At 57.8% G+C, this 18,242-nt stretch carries 13 protein-coding genes and 2 rRNA genes; 13 read left to right on the top strand and 2 right to left on the bottom strand.

Going from position 1 to position 18,242, the window contains the following annotated elements; translation table 11 throughout:
- Positions 1-7 precede the first annotated feature (7 nt).
- From Q1A20_RS06615 to Q1A20_RS06555, 13 genes are all read left to right on the top strand, one after another.
- Positions 8-976 (top strand): sugar-binding transcriptional regulator, encoded by a 969-nt coding sequence (locus Q1A20_RS06615; protein ID WP_299400730.1) that lies wholly within the window; start codon positions 8-10, stop codon positions 974-976.
- 2 nt (positions 977-978) lie between these two features.
- Positions 979-2,424 (top strand): extracellular solute-binding protein, encoded by a 1,446-nt coding sequence (locus Q1A20_RS06610; RefSeq protein ID WP_299400732.1) that lies wholly within the window; start codon positions 979-981, stop codon positions 2,422-2,424.
- A 116-nt stretch (positions 2,425-2,540) separates the two neighbouring features.
- Positions 2,541-3,464, top strand: a complete 924-nt coding sequence (locus tag Q1A20_RS06605) for a carbohydrate ABC transporter permease (RefSeq protein WP_299400733.1) — start codon at positions 2,541-2,543, stop codon at positions 3,462-3,464.
- Positions 3,465-3,476: 12 nt separating this feature from the next.
- Positions 3,477-4,334, top strand: a complete 858-nt coding sequence (locus Q1A20_RS06600) for a carbohydrate ABC transporter permease (RefSeq protein ID WP_299916454.1) — start codon at positions 3,477-3,479, stop codon at positions 4,332-4,334.
- 3 nt (positions 4,335-4,337) lie between these two features.
- Positions 4,338-5,453 carry an ABC transporter ATP-binding protein gene (locus tag Q1A20_RS06595; protein ID WP_298968297.1) on the top strand — a complete coding sequence of 372 codons (1,116 nt, stop codon included), beginning with the start codon at positions 4,338-4,340 and terminating at the stop codon, positions 5,451-5,453.
- A complete protein-coding gene (locus Q1A20_RS06590; RefSeq protein WP_299916452.1) occupies positions 5,450-6,577 on the top strand; it encodes an ABC transporter ATP-binding protein in 1,128 nt (375 codons plus the stop codon). The genes Q1A20_RS06595 and Q1A20_RS06590 overlap by 4 nt, the downstream gene beginning before the upstream one ends.
- Positions 6,574-8,130, top strand: coding sequence for an FGGY-family carbohydrate kinase (locus tag Q1A20_RS06585; protein WP_299916450.1), 1,557 nt, complete (start codon positions 6,574-6,576; stop codon positions 8,128-8,130). Before Q1A20_RS06590 ends, Q1A20_RS06585 begins: the two co-directional genes overlap by 4 nt.
- 2 nt (positions 8,131-8,132) lie before the next feature.
- Entirely contained in the window at positions 8,133-9,182 is a 1,050-nt protein-coding gene (locus tag Q1A20_RS06580) for a 2-hydroxyacid dehydrogenase (protein WP_299400743.1), read from the top strand.
- A 4-nt stretch (positions 9,183-9,186) separates the two neighbouring features.
- A complete protein-coding gene (locus Q1A20_RS06575) occupies positions 9,187-9,843 on the top strand; it encodes a class II aldolase/adducin family protein (protein WP_299400745.1) in 657 nt (218 codons plus the stop codon).
- 2 nt (positions 9,844-9,845) lie between these two features.
- Positions 9,846-11,351, top strand: coding sequence for a glycerol-3-phosphate dehydrogenase (locus Q1A20_RS06570; protein WP_299400747.1), 1,506 nt, complete (start codon positions 9,846-9,848; stop codon positions 11,349-11,351).
- Entirely contained in the window at positions 11,329-12,384 is a 1,056-nt protein-coding gene (locus Q1A20_RS06565; RefSeq protein ID WP_367180874.1) for a class II aldolase/adducin family protein, read from the top strand. Before Q1A20_RS06570 ends, Q1A20_RS06565 begins: the two co-directional genes overlap by 23 nt.
- The gene (locus Q1A20_RS06560) at positions 12,374-13,642 is read left to right on the top strand and encodes an FGGY-family carbohydrate kinase (protein ID WP_299916447.1); all 1,269 of its coding nucleotides are present in this window, start codon (positions 12,374-12,376) and stop codon (positions 13,640-13,642) included. Before Q1A20_RS06565 ends, Q1A20_RS06560 begins: the two co-directional genes overlap by 11 nt.
- Positions 13,639-14,481, top strand: a complete 843-nt coding sequence (locus Q1A20_RS06555) for a TIGR01459 family HAD-type hydrolase (RefSeq protein ID WP_299400753.1) — start codon at positions 13,639-13,641, stop codon at positions 14,479-14,481. Before Q1A20_RS06560 ends, Q1A20_RS06555 begins: the two co-directional genes overlap by 4 nt.
- A 171-nt stretch (positions 14,482-14,652) precedes the next feature.
- Here Q1A20_RS06555 and rrf read toward each other — a convergent pair.
- A 5S ribosomal RNA gene (gene rrf / locus Q1A20_RS06550) occupies positions 14,653-14,767 on the bottom strand.
- 88 nt (positions 14,768-14,855) lie between these two features.
- Positions 14,856-18,226, bottom strand: a 23S ribosomal RNA gene (locus tag Q1A20_RS06545).
- Between the last annotated feature and the right edge of the window lie 16 nt (positions 18,227-18,242).

The following is an 18,242-nucleotide window of genomic DNA, read 5'->3' as shown; positions in this document are numbered from 1 at the left end:
GATTCCAATGGGTCAATCATTCAAGCATGATGACGAGCTAAGCCTGGCGACGCGGGCCGCCTGGCTGCACTTCGGGGGCGGGCTGTCACAAACCGACGTCGCCAAGCGGCTCGGTGTGACCAAAGTCAAAGCACATCGGTTGATCAACCGGGCCAACCAGGAAGGCATCATCAAGATCAGCTTTGATGGTGAGATCGCCGAATGCGCGGCGCTCGAAATGAAGCTGAGCGAAACCTACAACCTGTCCTATTGCGAGGTCGTGCCCGATCTGGATGAACCCGGCCTGCCGCTGCGCGCGCTGGGGCTGGCGGGGTCGAATTTCCTGAGCCGCGAAATCCTCAGTCGCACCAATGACGTCATCGGTGTCGGCAACGGGCGAACGCTGGCGTCCTGTGTGCGGCTGATGGCGACCACCGCCTCAAAAGACATCAAATTTGTCTCGCTGATGGGCGGGCTGACGCGGAATTTTGCCGCAAACCCTCATGACGTCATGCACAGGCTCGCCGAGAAAACCGGCGCGGAGGCCTATTTCATGCCCGTCCCCTTCTTTGCCAATACCGCCGATGACCGCCGGGTCATGCTGGAGCAGCGCGGCGTCCCGGAGGTCACAGACATGGCGGCTTCGGCAGGGTTGAAGATTGTCGGGATCGGCACCGCAGACATGACCTCACAGACCGTCACCGCAGGTTTCATCGAAAAACAAGCGATGCAGGAAGTGCGCGACCGCGGCGGTGTGGGCGAGCTTGTGGGGCACTTTTTCGACGCGCAGGGCAAATACGTGAACACGGAACTGTCGGACAGAACCTTGTCCGTGCGCATGGAAGCGCTGGAGAAAAGCAGAATTGTCGCCGTCGCAGGCGGCGAGGAGAAGACCCGTGCCATCGGGTCCGTATTGATGAGCGGTCTGCTGGACGGCCTCATCACCGACGAGCGCTCTGCAAGAGCGCTCCTTCACTCGATATCCAAGGGAGGATAAGAATGTACGAGAGAGAGAAGAGACTAGCCAAGTCCTATATAGAGGGCAAAATAAGCCGCCGCGGCATGCTGCGCGGCATGGCGTCCATGGGGGTCACGGCGGCCACTGCCGGGGTACTGGTCAACGCCGCCGCCACCCAAGCGCTCGCTCAGAACGGCTTTGACTGGAAGAAGCATGCGGGTACGACCGTAAAGCTTCTGTTGAACCAGCACCCCTATGCCGACGCAATGATTGCAAACATTGAGAACTTCAAAGAGCTCACGGGCATGGAAGTGGAGTACGACATTTTCCCTGAGGATGTCTATTTCGATAAGGTCACAGCGGCGCTTTCCTCTGGGTCAAGCGAATATGATGCCTTTATGACCGGCGCCTATATGACCTGGACCTACGGGCCCGCCGGTTGGATTGACGATCTGAACGAATACATCGGCGACGCGGAGAAAACGAACCCCGACTACAATTGGGACGACATGTTGCAGGGTGTGCGCGATTCCTGCGCTTGGAACGGGCAACCCGGCGGCGCGCTGGGGTCTGCGGATGCCAAACAGTGGTGCATTCCGTGGGGCTATGAGCAAAACAACCTGACCTACAACAGCAGAATGTTCCAAGAGGCCGGTCTGTCCATTCCGACAAACCTCGACGAATTGGTCGCAACGGCGGGTGAGGCGAATTCGAAACTGGACGGTGTCTATGGCATCGGGGTACGGGGCTCGCGGTCCTGGGCGACAATCCATCCCGGGTTCCTCTCTGCCTATGCCAACTTTGGCCAGAAAGACCTGAACGTGGGTGATGACGGCAAACTGTCGGCGGCGATGAACACGGATGTTTCCCGCGCCATGCACGAGAAATGGGTCCAGATGATCCAGGAAAGTGGCGCGCCGGATTGGGCGACGCACACCTGGTATCAGGCGGGCACTGATCTGGGCGCAGGCAAATCCGCGATGATCTTCGACGCGGACATTCTGGGCTATTTCATGAATGGCGGCGAAAATGCCGAAGCGGGCAACCTGTCCTTCGCACCCTTTGCAGCCAACCCAGACGCCGATGCGCCGACACCAAACATCTGGATCTGGTCGCTGGCGATGGCCAGTGCGTCCAAGCAAAAGGATGCAGCCTGGTATTTCATGCAATGGGCGTCGGGTCCGGAACATGGCCTGTTCGGCGCCACGGAGATGGATTTCGTCAACCCGGTCCGCAAATCGGTCTGGGCGGATGCGGGCTTCACCTCGCGCCTGGACAGCAGCTACCCCGGCTATGTTGAAATGCATGACCTTTCCGCACCGGGCGCAAAAATCCACTTCACCGCGCAACCGTTGTTTTTCGACCTGACCACAGAATGGGCGGCGACGCTGCAGAAGATGGTCGCGAATGAAGTGCCCGTTGATGAAGGTCTGGACCAACTGGCCCAGAGCGTAGACCGCCAGTTGAAAGAGGCGGGTCTGGGCTAAACATCCCATCTCCCCAGGCCCGCTGCCGCGCATGCTACAGCGGTGGCGGGCCACCTTTGGACTTTCGAACACAGCATGCAACACGGCGCGCCAGCGTCGGGTGAGAGAGATTTGCAATGACAACCGCAACCGCAGGCGATCCGCCAAAGCGCAAATTCAAGATCAGCAAGAGATATCTGCCCTACTTGCTGAGCCTGCCCGCGCTGCTGACGTGTATCGGTATACTCATTCCGTTCTTCACCGCGGCTGCCTATTCACTGCAACGGTATCGCCTGTCTCAGCCTTGGGCGCGGGAATACAATTGGGGTGCCAACTACCTGAACTTCCTGTCCGATCCGTCGTTCTGGAACACGCTGAAGGTCTCGCTGACCTACGCCTTTCTGACCGTCGGCATCGAACTTCTCCTGGGGCTCGGGATCGCCCTGCTGTTGCAAAAACGGACCCGGTTCAACAATTTCGTGTCGATCATGCTGCTGATGCCGCTGATGACGGCCCCCGCGCTCGCCTCGCTGATGTGGAAACTGATGACCAACCCCGGCTTTGGCATCCTCAGCTACTTCGCCGAGCTGGTGGGGATCGAGGACATGCGGTGGGCCTCCGATCCATCCACGGCGATGCTGACCGTGGTGATCGTCGATGTCTGGGTCTACACGCCTTTCATCATGATCCTGCTGCTCGCGGGGCTGCGCTCCCTGCCGCGACAACCGTTTGAAGCGGCAGAGCTGGACGGCGTGCCGCGTCTCTTCGTGTTCTGGCGCATCACGCTGCCGATGCTGACGCCGTTCCTGCTGACCGCGACGCTTTTCCGGGTGATCGAGTCGATCCAGCAATTCGACATCATATACGCAATGACCCAGGGCGGCCCCGGCGACACGCTGACCGTGTTCCAGGTCGAGGCCTATCTGAACTTCTTCCAATCCACCAATGTCGGTCGCTCTGCCGCGCTGTTGATGATCCTCTGGGCCATCACCTATTTCCTGTCGAGCGTCTTCATCAAGAACTGGCTGCGCTTGCGTGAACGCGCACGCGGCGAAGCATAGGAGGCCCGCAGAATGCAATCAGTCAGCACATTGGAACGGGTTCTGCGCGGGATCGCCATCACCGTGATCATCCTGTTTTTCATGTTCCCGATCCTATGGATTTTCCTGATGTCGTTTCAGACGAATGAGACGATCCTCAGGGTGCCGCCGTCGATCTTTTTCGAACCTACTTTGGTCAACTACAAAGCGCTGATTTCGGGACGTCTGGAAGGCAGCACCGCGACGCTGGAGATCGCCTTCATGAGCAATCTCTACAACTCGCTGTTTCTGTCCGTGACCTCTGTCACGGTCGGGCTGCTGCTGGGCGTTCCCGCGGCTTATGCCTTTGCCCGGTTGAGGTTCCGCGGATCCGAAGACATCGCCTTCACTCTGCTGTCGTTTCGGTTTGCCCCGCCCCTTTTGGTCTTGTTGCCCCTGACCATCTACTTCCAGCAGATCGGGTTGGCGGATACCTACGTGGGTCTGATCTGGGTCTACCAATTGATCGTGCTGCCGCTGATCCTGTGGATCGTGCGTGGCTATTTCGAGGACATCCCGGCGGACATCGAATATGCTTACCGGATTGCCGGGCATGGGTTTTGGGCAACCTTCCGCAGGATCGCCCTGCCGCTGGCAGGGCCGGGCATTGCCGCCGCAGGTCTGTTGGCCTTCATCTTTGCCTGGAACAACTTCATCTTTGCGCTGGTGCTGGCCTCTGCCGATAAACAGCCCGTCACAGTTGGCGCGCTGGCCTTCATCACCGCGTCCGGCATCAACTACGGACAGATCGCCGCGGGGATCATCCTGTCCATCGCACCGACATTCGCCCTCGCTCTCTATGCCCAGCGCTACCTTGTCGAAGGTCTGTCGCTTGGCGCGGTGAAAGGCTAGCCCATGTCCCTTGAGTTGCACGACATCAGCAAAAGCTTCAAAGACGACAAGGTGCTGGATGGTGTTTCGTTGTCGGTGCCCGAGGGCAAAACACTTGTGCTTTTCGGACCGTCGGGCGCGGGAAAAACGGTCCTGTTGCGCCTGATCGCCGGCGTCATCGAACCGGACGCGGGCCATGTCGAAATAGCGGGCCGCAATGTCGACGGGGTGGAGCCCGAAGATCGCAACATCGGCATGGCCTTTCAGAATTTCGCGCTCTTTCCGCATATGGATGCCCACGCCAATATCGCCAGCCCGCTGACCGCGCAGAAACAGGGGAAATCGGCGATCGAGGCCGGTGTGCAAAGCCTGGCGCGGCTGCTCAAGATCGAACATGTGCTGGGTCACAAACCCAAGGAGCTGTCCAACGGGCAAAAGCAAAGGACCGCTTTGGCGCGTGCGCTGGCGGGCAAACCCAAGGTTCTGCTGCTGGATGACCCGCTGCGGAATGTGGACGCGAAATTGCGCTTTGAGATGCGGCTGGAGCTGCCGCGATTGCTCTCCGATCAGAATGCGACGGTGGTTTACGTCACGCAGGACTATAAGGAGGCGATGGCCTTTGGCGATGAGATCGCCGTGATCAACGGTGGCGTCATTCAGCAAATCGGAACGCCGGAACAGATCTACCTGTCCCCCGCCAATGTAGAGATTGCGCGCCTTTTCGGGGACCCGGTGATCAATTTCCTGGATGTGACACCGCAGGAAGACCGCGACGGTGTCTTCGCCATGATTTCAGACAAGCGGGTCAATCTGGATGCCGGTCACAAACATGCTGTGGGCCAGGACTGTGTCCTCGGCATCCGGCCGGAATCCGTGCTGTTCGTCGCTGAAGATCACATCCGCGCGGTGCCTGTCACGGTGGAGGCGGAAACACCGCTCAATGAAAAGACGGTCAACCTCTGCCTGACAGCACGTGGACGAGAGATCATGGCCTCGCGCCCCTCCGGGACACCCGGGCCCGCGACGGGACCGGCATTCGTGACCATCGATGCCTCCCATGCCGTTTTATTCGACAAGCAATCAGGCGCATTGATCCCGCAGGACGAGAGCGCCGCCCTACCAAAGGGAGAAGTTGCATGAGTGAGGTGATGTTGAAACTGGATCGTGTCGACAAATTCTACGGTCTGATCGATCACGGCGTACATGCGGTGCGCGACATCTCCATGGAGGTGAAGAAGGGTGATATCGTCGCGCTTCTGGGGTCATCAGGCTGTGGCAAAACATCGACTCTGCGCATGGTTGCTGGGTTTGAACCCGTGAGCCGGGGCAGCATCAGCATCAATGGCCGGGAAATCCATCATCTTCCCCCGGTGAAACGCAATGTCGCGATGGCCTTTGAAGGCTACTCGCTCTACCCGACCGTGACCGTGCGCGACAACATCGCCTTTGCCCTGAAAAGCGGCAATCTGCCTGCCACCGAAGTGGCCAGGAAGGTCGAAAATGTTGCGGAGATGCTTGAGATTTCCAACATCCTCGATCGCTACGCAACCTCCATTTCCGGCGGCCAGCAACAGCGCGCCTCCCTCGCCCGCGCGCTGATCCGCGATGCCGATCTGCATTTGCTGGATGAGCCTATGGGTCAGTTGGAACCGCAGTTGCGCACGTTGCTGCGCGGGCGCATCAAATCCTACATCAAGGAGCGTGGTCTGACCGCAATCCTTGTCACCCACGATCAGACAGAGGCAAACGCCCTCGCCGACAGGATCGCGGTCATGGAGGACGGCGAGCTGCAGCAATATGCCAGCCCGGATGAGATCAAGGAGGCCCCCGCCAATCTCTTCACCGGCACCTTTGTTGGCGAACCCCCGATGAACGTTTTCCCCGCAACCGTCACCGTAGCGGATGCAATGGTCACGCTGGAAATGGCGGACGGGCTGGTATTGACCTATCCCGCCAATGCCTTCCCCGACGACCTGCTGGCCCGATTGGTTGAACTGCAACAAATCACGCTCGGCGTGCGCCCCTATTCGGTGAAGCGCAGCGAGAAAGGGGCCCCAGCGGTCATCGTCGCCAATCAATGGCTGGGCGATCAGACCCATATCGCCGCCAGTTTCGCAGGCGGTGCACTGGTTCTGGTCGAACACGACCGCACGCATCTGTCTGTGGGCGATCAGATTGCCGTCAATCTGGAACCCTCGGACCTGCATGTCTTTAATCCGGCCACCGGAATGGCCGTCAGCCATGGGACAGAATTGGTCGGATGAGCGGGGATCTGATCATAGGCATCGACGCGGGCACTTCGGTGATCAAATCCGTCGCCTTCGATCTGGCGGGGCGTCAGCTGGCCGTGGCCTCCGTGCCCAACCGTTACACCACAGATACCAACGGCGCGGTGACACAATCGCTGGCGCAGACGTGGCAGGACTGCGTGACATCTATGGCGCAGCTGGCCGGCATGCTCCCCGATCTAGCCGGTCGCACCGCTGCGATTGCTGTTACCGGCCAGGGCGATGGCACGTGGCTGGTGGGATCGAACAACCAACCGGTCGGCGATGGCTGGCTTTGGCTGGACGCGCGCGCGGGCAGCGTCGCGCAGGCCATGCGTGACACCGACGCGGACAAAGCTCGTTTTCTCTCCACCGGGACCGGGCTGAACGCCTGCCAACAGGGTGTGCAGCTGACCCATATGATGGACATCGCGCCGGATCAGCTGGCACAGGCCGAGGTTGCGTTTCATTGCAAGGATTGGCTGTACCTCAATCTGACCGGCGTGCGGGCAACCGATCCGTCGGAGGCGTGTTTTACATTCGGGGATTTCAGAACCCGCAGCTATAGCGACGAGGTCATCGGGTTTTATGGCCTGGGCGATCATGCCCAGCTGCTGCCCCCGATTTGCGATGGGTCCAAAACGACCCATGCGCTGACCGATGAGGCCGCCGCCCGCACGGGGTTGCGCGCCGGCACCCCGGTTGTCTTGGGATACGTCGATGTCGTCTGCAGCGCTTTGGGCGCCGGGGCCTATCAGGCGCATCACCCCGTGGGGTGCACCATTGTCGGCACCACCGGCGTGCATATCCGGGCAACCGCGCCAGAGGACATCGTGCTCAACGCCGAGCAACGCACCGGCTACGTGATGATCATGCCGGTCGAAGATGTCGCGGCGCACTTGCAGACCAACATGGCAAGCACCCTGAACCTCGATTGGGTGCGCGGTCTGGTGGGGGAGGTCGCCGGGACCCTTGGCGCTGAGGTCACTGAGGATCAGTTGCTAACGCTGATGAACGACTGGATTGCTACGGCAAAACCTGCATCCCTCCTCTATCACCCCTATATCTCCGATGCTGGCGAGCGCGGACCCTTCATCGACCACACGGCCCGGTCCAGCTTCATCGGGCTCACGTCTGCGCATGGGTTCGGCGATCTGATGCGCGCCACGGCGGAGGGTCTCGGGCTGGCGGCGCGGGATTGCTATGCCGCGATGGGCCAGACCCCGAATGAGGTGCGCCTGACGGGTGGTGCCGCGCGGTCTCGGACGCTGCGCGACATCTTTTCCGCCGCTCTTGGGGTTCCGGTTCGGCAATCCCTGCGCGAAGAAGCCGGTGCCGCGGGCGCCGCGATGATGGCCGCCGTGACCATCGGAGCCTATGAGGATATGGCCCACTGTCTGGCCGATTGGGTCACGCCACTGCTGGGGGAAAGCGAGACGCCCGATCACGAACTTACCGCCCTCTATGACCGTCTCTTTCCGAATTACACCGCCGCACGAAAGGCACTTCAGCCCGTTTGGCATGGGCTTGCTCACCGAGAGGACCTTTAATCATGGCAACACACGTAGCAATCATCGGCGATCATTTCATCCTGCCGCAGGTCTTTGAAGACGAATTGCGCAAAGCCTGTCCCGATCACGAACTGACCTGCAGATTGCGGCAGGAAGATTGGCCCGACAGCCCGGTCGTGCACGGCTATGGCGGCGACGTCGATGTCCCGATCAAGGAATTCATCGGTGATTTCGAGGAGGTTGCAGCGTTCATTGGAGAGGCCGAAATCCTCGTCACACACCTGTCACCGATCACGGATGGCATGTTGGACAGCCTGCCAAATCTGAAGCTGATCGGGTGCTCGCGGGGCGGGCCGGTCAATATCGACATCCCGGCGGCAAAAGCCCGGGGGGTCAAGGTTGTCCGCGTGCCCGGGCGCAATGCCTCTGCGGTGGCGGAGTTCACCATCGGGGCCATTCTGGCGGAGACGCGCAAAATACGCGTGGGGCACGAAGCCCTGCGGGCCGGAAACTGGCGCGGCGATCTTTACCGTGCCGACACCACCGGGCGGGAGCTGAACGAGATGACGGTTGGGGTCATCGGCTACGGCAAAATCGGCACGAGACTGGTGAAGATCCTGCAGGCCTTCGGCTGCCGCACCCTGGTCTGCGATCCCTATGTGCAGCTCGATCCATCGGACGTCGCCGCCGGGGTCGAGCAGGTTTCGCTGGATACGCTGCTGTCACAAAGCGATGTCGTCACATTGCACCCACGCGTCAGCGCAGAGACGACGCATATGATCAACAAGGACACGCTGGCAAAAATGAAGCCCGATGCCCTGCTGGTCAACACCGCCCGCGGGCCGTTGTGCAATTACGACGATCTCTATGAGGCGCTGACCCAGGGCACAATCGGCAGCGCGATGCTTGAGACCTTTTCCGTCGAGCCGACACCACCGGACTGGCCGCTGTTGCAATTGGAAAACGTCACCCTGACGCCGCACATCGCGGGGGCCTCGGTCCGCACAGCGCAATTTGCCGCACAACAACTTGCCGAAGAGGTGCGCAGATACCTCAGCGGCGATCCCCTAATGAACCTTTGTGGAGAGTGAGACAGTGAACGAACAAAAAATCAGAGAAGAAGTTGTTGCCGCCTACCAGGAGCTTGGCCGTGAAGGGATGAACAAGGGGGCCTCCGGCAATGTATCCGCCCGCTGTGGCGACCACATGCTCATCACCCCTTCGGGCATTCCGGGTGCTCAGATGGTGCCGGAACAGGTTGCGAAGATCGCGATGGATGACGCGTCCGGTGCCTGGGAAGGGCCTTGCAAACCGTCAACCGAATGGCGGTTTCACCGCGGTATTCTGGCCACGCGCCAGGACGCAGGGGCGGTTGTGCATGCACATGCGCCTTTTGCCACGATCCTGTCGATCCTGCGCAAACCGATCCCGGCGGTGCATTACATGATGGCCGCTTTTGGCACGACGGAGATCAAGTGTTCTGATTACACCTGCTTTGGCACGGACGGGCTGGCGAAGATGGTGCTGGAGGCGATGGAAGGCAGCGCGGGATGCCTGATGGCCAACCACGGGATGGTCGTTGCAGGTCCCAACATGACCCGTGCCATGTGGCTGGCTGGTGAGCTGGAGCTGCTGGCAAGCCAGTATTATCACAGCCTGCTTGTGGGGGATCCGCATATTCTGAGCGCTGCAGAGATCGAGGAAACCGCCAAGTCCTTCTCCAGCTACGGTCCGCAGGCCGCCGAGGATTAAGAATGACGGAGGAGGTCGATCTTTTTGTCATAGGGGGCGGCATCAACGGTGCGGGCATCGCGCGCGATGCTGCGGGCCGCGGCCTGTCGGTCGTCCTGTGCGAAAAAGATGACCTCGCCGAGGGGACCTCCTCTCGTTCCGGCAAACTGGTCCATGGCGGGCTCCGTTATCTTGAATACTACGAATTTCGCCTTGTGCGCGAAGCACTCATAGAGCGCGAGGTCCTCCTGAACGCGGCGCCTCACATCATCTGGCCGATGCGATTTGTCTTGCCGCATAGCCCCACCGACCGTCCGGCGTGGTTGGTACGGCTGGGGCTTTTTCTCTACGATAATCTGGGCGGGCGTAAACGTCTGCCGGGGACCCGCATGCTGGATTTGCGGCGCGATCCCGAAGGCGCCCCGATCAAGGCACAATACACCAAGGGGTTTGAATACTCCGATTGCTGGGTGGATGACGCGCGCCTCGTCGTATTGAACGCGGTCGGCGCGCAGCAGGATGGCGCACAGATCCTGACCCGCACCGCCTGTACATCATTGCGCGATCAGAGCGGTCGCTGGCTGGCGACCGTGAAAGACACGATGTCCGGGGCGCAACGGGAGATTTCCGCCAAGGTTGTCGTGAATGCTGCTGGCCCCTGGGTCAACGACATCATCGGGCGCGTTGCGGGCTCGAACTCAAGCAGATCGGTGAAACTGGTGAAGGGCAGCCACATCATTGTGCCCAAATTCTGGGAGGGTCAACAGGCCTACCTCATTCAAAACACTGACAAACGCGTCATTTTCATCAACCCCTACGAAGGGGACAAGGCGCTTATCGGGACAACGGACATCGCCTATGAGGGGGACCCGAACGATGTCCGCCCTGATCAAGACGAAGTTGCCTACCTGATTGCGGCGGTGAACCGCTACTTCAAACAACCCTTGCAACCGCAGGATGTGATAGAGGCATTTTCCGGCGTGCGCCCGCTGTTTGACGACGGGCAAGGCAATCCCAGTGCAGTGACCCGGGACTATGTGCTCGACCTCGACCAGTCGCGCGGAGCGCCTTTGTTGAACATCTTTGGCGGCAAGATCACGACATTTCGTAAACTGGCTGAACACGCGGTACAGGAACTCAAACCCTTCTTCCCGAATATGGGTGCCGATTGGACGGCGCAGTCCCCCTTGCCGGGTGGAGACATTCCGGACGCGGATTTCGAGACCTTTCTGGGTCAGATCCGCACGGATTACCCTTGGCTACCAGGCGCGTTAGCCAAGCATTACGCGCGCCTCTACGGGACGCGCCTGCGGCAGATCATAGGAGATGCAACAGAGTTAACAGCTTTAGGCAGACAGTTTGGGCCAATGCTTTATGAGGCCGAAGTGACCTACCTCGTCACCCAGGAGTGGGCCACTTGCGCTGACGATATCCTGAAACGCCGAACAAAACATGGCCTCACGCTGAGCGCCGCCGAAGCCGCGCGCCTGCAGGATTGGTTTGGAAATGCCGTTGCAAAAATCTCCTGATACCCTTCCGGGCGATTTCCCCGCGTTATGCCAGATGTCAGCAGTGTTTGGGCAGGATTCCCTTCATATTCAAGGGGCTGGTGGTAACGTGTCGGTCAAAGACGGCGATATTATGTGGATCAAGGCGTCAGGAACGATGCTTGCGGATGCGATGAAATCCGACATTTTCGTGCCTGTGGATCTACCGCAGATCAAGGCGGCAATCACGGCACAAATGCCAACCGCCGACACCCCTTCCACCTTTATCGTACCGGGCGCCTCCAAGCTCCGGCCCTCGATCGAGACAAGCGTACACTCGGTTTTCTCGCACCGCATCGTGCTGCATACCCATTGCATCCATACGCTGGCGCATGCCGTTCGGAAAGATGCTGTCGACCTGCTGACCCAGAAACTGAAAGCGTTTGACTGGGCATATGTGCACTACACAAAACCCGGGGCCAATCTCGCGCGATCCATTCTTGAGGTTTTGACCCCGACAACGAATGTCGTAGTGCTTGGCAATCATGGCCTGATCGTGGCCGCAGAGAGCGTGGAGGCTATCCGCGACCTGCAAAATCAGGTCCATGCGGCGCTGGCAGTGACGCCAGACATCAAGGATGGCCTCAACCAAGAGCGGCTCGCGGCAATCTGTGATGGCTCAGACTATGCCCTGCCCGACGATCCCTTTGTGCATCAACTGGCCCTGACGCCTGCGCGTATAAAACAGGTGACTGCTGGCAGTCTCTATCCTGATCACGTTATTTTTTGTGGTATCGCGATCACCACACTTCCCCCGAATGAAACGCCGGAGGAGGTCGAAGCGCGCGCGCTGGATCTTGGGCGGCCTCCACCTGTTTGCCTGCTCGTCCCCGGCCACGGCATGATCCTGCGCAAGGACGCCAGCCAAGGTGCGCGTGTCATGATACGCTGCCTCGCCGACGTGATGACGCGCGTACCCGAAACGCCCGAGTTGACCTATTTGTCCGAGGCGCAGAATTTCGAATTGCTTGACTGGGACGCCGAGAAATACAGACAGGCCTTGAATGCCAAGTGACATTTTCATCGGGATAGATCTCGGCACCACCGGTGCGCGCGTCATTGCCATAGACGAAGATGCGGTCGTTGTGGGCGAAGCCAAATCTGCCCTATCTGATCACGGCAGCAATCATCGTGATCCCATGTGCTGGTGGGCGGCCATCCAGACAGCCCTATCGACAGTTACAAAGAATATCGATGCCGGTCGGGTGCAGGCGCTTTGTGTGGATGGCACATCGGGAACCATATTGCCCATCGACGCGGCGGGTCGGCCACTTGCCGATGCGCGCATGTACAATGATGCTTGTGAGGATAGCGCGATTCTCGCGACGATTTCAAAACACGCCGTCGCTGAAAGCGCCGCACATGGCGCGACCAGTGGCGCCGCCAAAGCGCTTACGTTTCAAAATTCGAACCCGGAAATGGCGATGGTTGTGCATCAGGCCGATTGGATCGCCGGGCAATTATCCGGGCTCTATGGCTCAGACGACAACAACGCGCTCAAGACCGGCTACGATTCCGTTCAAAGATGCTGGCCGGAGTGGATGGCGCAAGCCGGGATTAACCGGACCTTGCTGCCATTTGTTCGAGAACCCGGCACGGTGCTGGGTCATGTTCTACCGGATATTGCAGCTGAATTCGGTCTGCTGACGCGCACGAAAGTCGTTGCAGGAACCACCGATGGCTGTGCCGCCTTTCTGGCCACAGGGGCGCTCAAACCCGGCGATGGTATGACATCAATTGGCACCACGCTGGTGCTCAAGGTCATCTCCGACAGGCCCATCTTCGACCCGGAAAGCGGTATTTACAGTCATAGATTATTGGGAAATTGGCTGGCGGGCGGCGCTTCCAACACCGGTGGTGGCGTTTTGCTGGAACACTTCACACCGTCGGAGATTGAACACCTTTCGACACAAATCAATCCCGAAACACCTCTTGGGCTCGACTACTATCCGCTGCGCGCGCCCGGCGAACGGTTTCCGATTTCTGACCCGCAGCTCCCGCCTAAGCTGTCGCCGCGCCCGGACGATCCTGCGGATTTCCTCAAGGCAATGCTTGAAGGGGTCGCCGGGACCGAGGCCCTCGGCTATGCGAAACTCAGGGAACTGGGTGGCCCCCGTTTGACCAGCGTGCGCACGGTTGGGGGCGCGGCACAGAATGAACCGCTCACAGCCATCCGGGCGCGGCTGCTGGGCGTACCCATCAATCCGCCGGTTCACCTGGAGGCGGCGTACGGGTCTGCATTGCTTGCAAAATCAGGGATGGCGGGACAATGATTCCGGAAATTGTGCATCTGCATCCCCTGATCGATCAATATGATGCCTTCCTGATTGATCAGTTTGGTGTGCTCTTGGACGGCAGCCAAGCCTATCCTGGTGCCACGGAAGCGCTTGGCTTGATTGCGACACAAAAAAAACCGGCGATCATCCTGTCCAATTCGGCCAAACGCAGTAAGAACAACTGCGATCGATTGGTTTCACTTGGTTTTGACCGCCGTCATTTCATTACCGTCGTTACCTCCGGTGAAATCGCCTGCCAGAGCATCGCGCAAGAAATTGGAGCGTCCATCGACACGCGCGCGCGCGTCATGCTGCTGGCCCGCGAAGGAGATCCATCTCCAATCGCTGATCTGGGGCTGATTGAAACTAAAAACGCCGCTGAGGCGGATATCCTTCTCATCGCAAGCCGTGATCTCTCTTGGTCACGCGATGACTATCTTGCCGTCTTTAAAGAATTTCGACGCGACGGTGGCCGATGCATCTGCCTCAACCCGGATCTGAAAATGCTGACGCCACAAGGGCTGAGGTTCAGCGCCGGGGCGATTGCGCAAATCTTTGAGGGTTTGGGCGGCACCATCGAATGGTACGGAAAACCACATTCCAGGATCTATAAGCGCGCTCTTGAATTAATGCCGGAGGTCCGCGCGGAACGCGTGCTTTGTATCGGCGACAGCATCCATCATGATATCCTTGGAGGTGCAACTGCAGGTCTATCAACCGCATTGGTTCGAAGCGGCGTTCATGCAGATATGTTAGACAAAGAGCTTTTAGCAACCTGCTCGGAATTGGGCGTCACCCCCAACCATGTCCTTGAGCGTTTCTCCACGGACATTTAATTGCCGCAGGTTTCGATCAAGGCGGCGTTACAACAGGTAAATCAAAAGCAAGAAGATAGCGAAGGCATATGCTGAACTAGCCGATAAACGCAGTTAAAGCGCCTAAGCGGTAGCGTGTTATGCGTATGGAGGGAAATCGAAAGAGAGATACGTAAACAGAGGTTTTACTAGGTTTGGCGGTGACCTACTCTCCCACGTCTTAAGACGCAGTACCATCGGCGCGACGGCACTTAACTGCCGAGTTCGGGATGGGATCGGGTGTTTTGCTCGCGCTATGACCACCAAACCATGAAAAACCTCTGTCGTCCAAGTCACGCACTCTAATGTGCTGTGTATGCTTTTGATTATCCTAGAAAATCTCTCTTCTACTGGATCAAATCAAGCCTATCGGGCAATTAGTACCAGTCAACTGAACACATTGCTGTGCTTACATCTCTGGCCTATCGACGAGGTGGTCTACCTCGGCCCTCAGGGATACCTTGTTTTGAGGGGGGCTTCCCGCTTAGATGCCTTCAGCGGTTATCCTTTCCGATCATAGCTACCCTGCACTGCTGCTGGCGCAACAACAGGTCCACCAGTGGATCGTTCACCCCGGTCCTCTCGTACTAGGGGCAACTCCTCTCAAGTATCCTACACCCACGGAAGATAGGGACCGAACTGTCTCACGACGTTCTAAACCCAGCTCACGTACCTCTTTAAACGGCGAACAGCCGTACCCTTGGGACCTGCTCCAGCCCCAGGATGAGATGAGCCGACATCGAGGTGCCAAACACTGCCGTCGATATGGACTCTTGGGCAGTATCAGCCTGTTATCCCCGGCGTACCTTTTATCCGTTGAGCGATGGCCCTTCCACTCGGGACCACCGGATCACTATGGCCGTCTTTCGACTCTGCTCGACTTGTCAGTCTCGCAGTCAGGCTGGCTTCTGCCATTGCACTCAACGAGCGATTTCCGACCGCTCTGAGCCAACCTTCGCGCGCCTCCGTTACGCTTTAGGAGGCGACCGCCCCAGTCAAACTACCCACCACACAGGGTCCCGGATCCGGATAACGGACCGCGGTTAGACATCAAGCAGAACAAGGGTGGTATCTCAAGGGAGGCTCCACGCAAACTGGCGTTCACGCTTCAAAGCCCACCACCTATCCTGCACATGTTCGGCCTAATGCCAGTGTGAAGTTGTAGTAAAGGTGCACGGGGTCTTTCCGTCTAACCGCGGGAAACCTGCATCTTGACAGGTAATTCAATTTCGCTGAGTCTATGTTGGAGACAGCGGGGAAGTCGTTACGCCATTCGTGCAGGTCGGAACTTACCCGACAAGGAATTTCGCTACCTTAGGACCGTTATAGTTACGGCCGCCGTTTACCTGGGCTTCAATTCAGAGCTCTCACCCCTCCTTTTAACCTTCAGGCACCGGGCAGGCGTCAGACCCTATACGTCGTCTTGCGACTTCGCAGAGCCCTGTGTTTTTAATAAACAGTCGCCACCCCCTGGTTTGTGCCCCCAGCCAATACTTGCGTAGAAACTGGGCCTCCTTCTCGCGAACTTACGGAGGTATTTTGCCGAGTTCCTTCAACATAGTTCTCTCAAGCGCCTTGGTATTCTCTACCAGTCCACCTGTGTCGGTTTAGGGTACGATCTAGCGATGGAGCTATTTCCAGGAACCCCTTAGCCGCCCATTCAATCCAATAAGGATGAACGACCTTCGGGATCCGTCACTTCCATCTGGCCCAGGAATATTAACCTGGTTCCCATCGACTACGCCTTTCGGCCTCGCCTTAGGGGTCGGCTTACCCTGCTCAGATTAGCTTTAAGCAGGAACCCTTGGACTTTCGGCGACAGTGTCTCTCACACTGTTTGTCGCTACTCATGTCATCATTCTCACTAGTGATCTCTCCACCGGATCGCTCACGCGCCGGCTTCACAGAAAACTCCGCGTGTCCAATCCGGGCGAACCCGGTAAGGACACATGGAATTATGTCACACTACGCTCTGCTACCATGCAATAAATGCATCCTAAGCTTCGGCTCATGGCTTGAGCCCCGTTACATCTTCGCCGCAAGACAACTTATTTAGACCAGTGAGCTGTTACGCTATCTTTAAAGGATGGCTGCTTCTAAGCCAACCTCCTGGTTGTTTTGGTCGTCTCACCTGCTTTCCCACTTAGCCATGAATTAGGGGCCTTAGCTGTAGGTCAGGGTTGTTTCCCTCTCCACGACGGACGTTAGCATTCGCCGTGTGTCTGCCATCTAGTACTCCTCGGTATTCGGAGTTTGGTTAGGATCAGTAAGCCTGTGGGGCCCCATTACCCATCCAGTGCTCTACCCCCGAGGGTATTCGGATGACGCTCTACCTAAATAGATTTCGCAGAGAACCAGCTATCTCCGAGTTTGATTGGCCTTTCACCCCTAGGCACAACTCATCCCGATCTTTTTCAACAGATGTGGGTTCGGTCCTCCAGTACGTGTTACCGTACCTTCAACCTGGTCATGCCTAGATCACTCGGTTTCGGGTCTGATCCCACGAACTCGACGCCCTATTAAGACTCGCTTTCGCTGCGCCTACACCTAACGGCTTAAGCTTGCTCGTGAGACCAAGTCGATGACCCATTATACAAAAGGTACGCCGTCACAAGACTGGAGATCAATTTGGATCGTGTTCAGAAATTGAAAGTGTAGCGCACCGCCAGCGTTTCACCGCCAGGGTTTACATCTTCAATATCCGCGTTTGATTTGTGGTCGATTGCAACCGATATCCGGCTGCTGTCCGTCAGCTTGTAGCCAACGCCGAGCAACGTTCTGAATTGCAAGTTTCCACCTAATGGGCTGCCACCCGTGCCCTCGTCGTAGTAGCCAGGCATGAAGCTGCCTTCTACGAACCAAGGTCCTTCGCTGATCGACCAAATGGCATAGACACCGACACCGACGAAAACGTCTCCGTCTGCGTCGATCTGCCCGGCACCCGCCAAAGAATAAGACGCCGTGCGACCCGAAAAGAACGGGTCAGCGTGATATTCAAGAATGAAGGCACCGGATTGTGTATCCGTTTGGTCCAACACATCGTCCACACCCAGACCGACGACAAACTCGTCGGCAAAAGCAGTGGTTGATGCAAGTGCGAAGGTCAGTATGGAAGCGATATTTTTCATAACTTCCAATGACATCCAAATTGAACTCCAGTCAAGCTCCGACTGATTGTAGGCGTTCGGTTTCAGGTACTGTTTCACTCCCCTCGTCGGGGTGCTTTTCACCTTTCCCTCACGGTACTGGTTCACTATCGGTCAGTAAGGAGTACTTAGCCTTCGAAGGTGGTCCTCCGATCTTCAGACAGAATTTCACGTGTTCCGCCCTACTTAATACGTCCAATCATGCTTCTTATACGGGACTATCACCCACTCTGGTTGCGCATTCCAACGCATTCTAACCACACTCATGGCTCGGCTGGTCCCCGTTCGCTCGCCGCTACTAGGGGAGTATCAATTGATTTCCTTTCCTCCGGGTACTTAGATGTTTCAGTTCCCCGGGTTTGCTTTTATAACCCTATGTATTCAGGTTATAAATACCTGTTTTACCGCATTATTAGCCGCTCCGAGGAGCAATAATAACACAGTATCAGGTGGGTTGCCCCATTCAGAAATCCATGGATCAAAGGTTATTCTCACCTCCCCATGGCTTATCGCAGAGTATCACGTCTTTCATCGCCTCTTACTGCCAAGGCATTCACCAAACGCCCTTTTCGCGCTTGATTTGATCCAGAAAAAGAA

It is taken from the genome of uncultured Roseobacter sp., from assembly GCF_947501835.1.
Taxonomy (GTDB): domain Bacteria; phylum Pseudomonadota; class Alphaproteobacteria; order Rhodobacterales; family Rhodobacteraceae; genus Roseobacter.
Note: the sequence above shows the minus strand (reverse complement) of the source record. Positions and strands in the feature narration are given on the sequence as shown.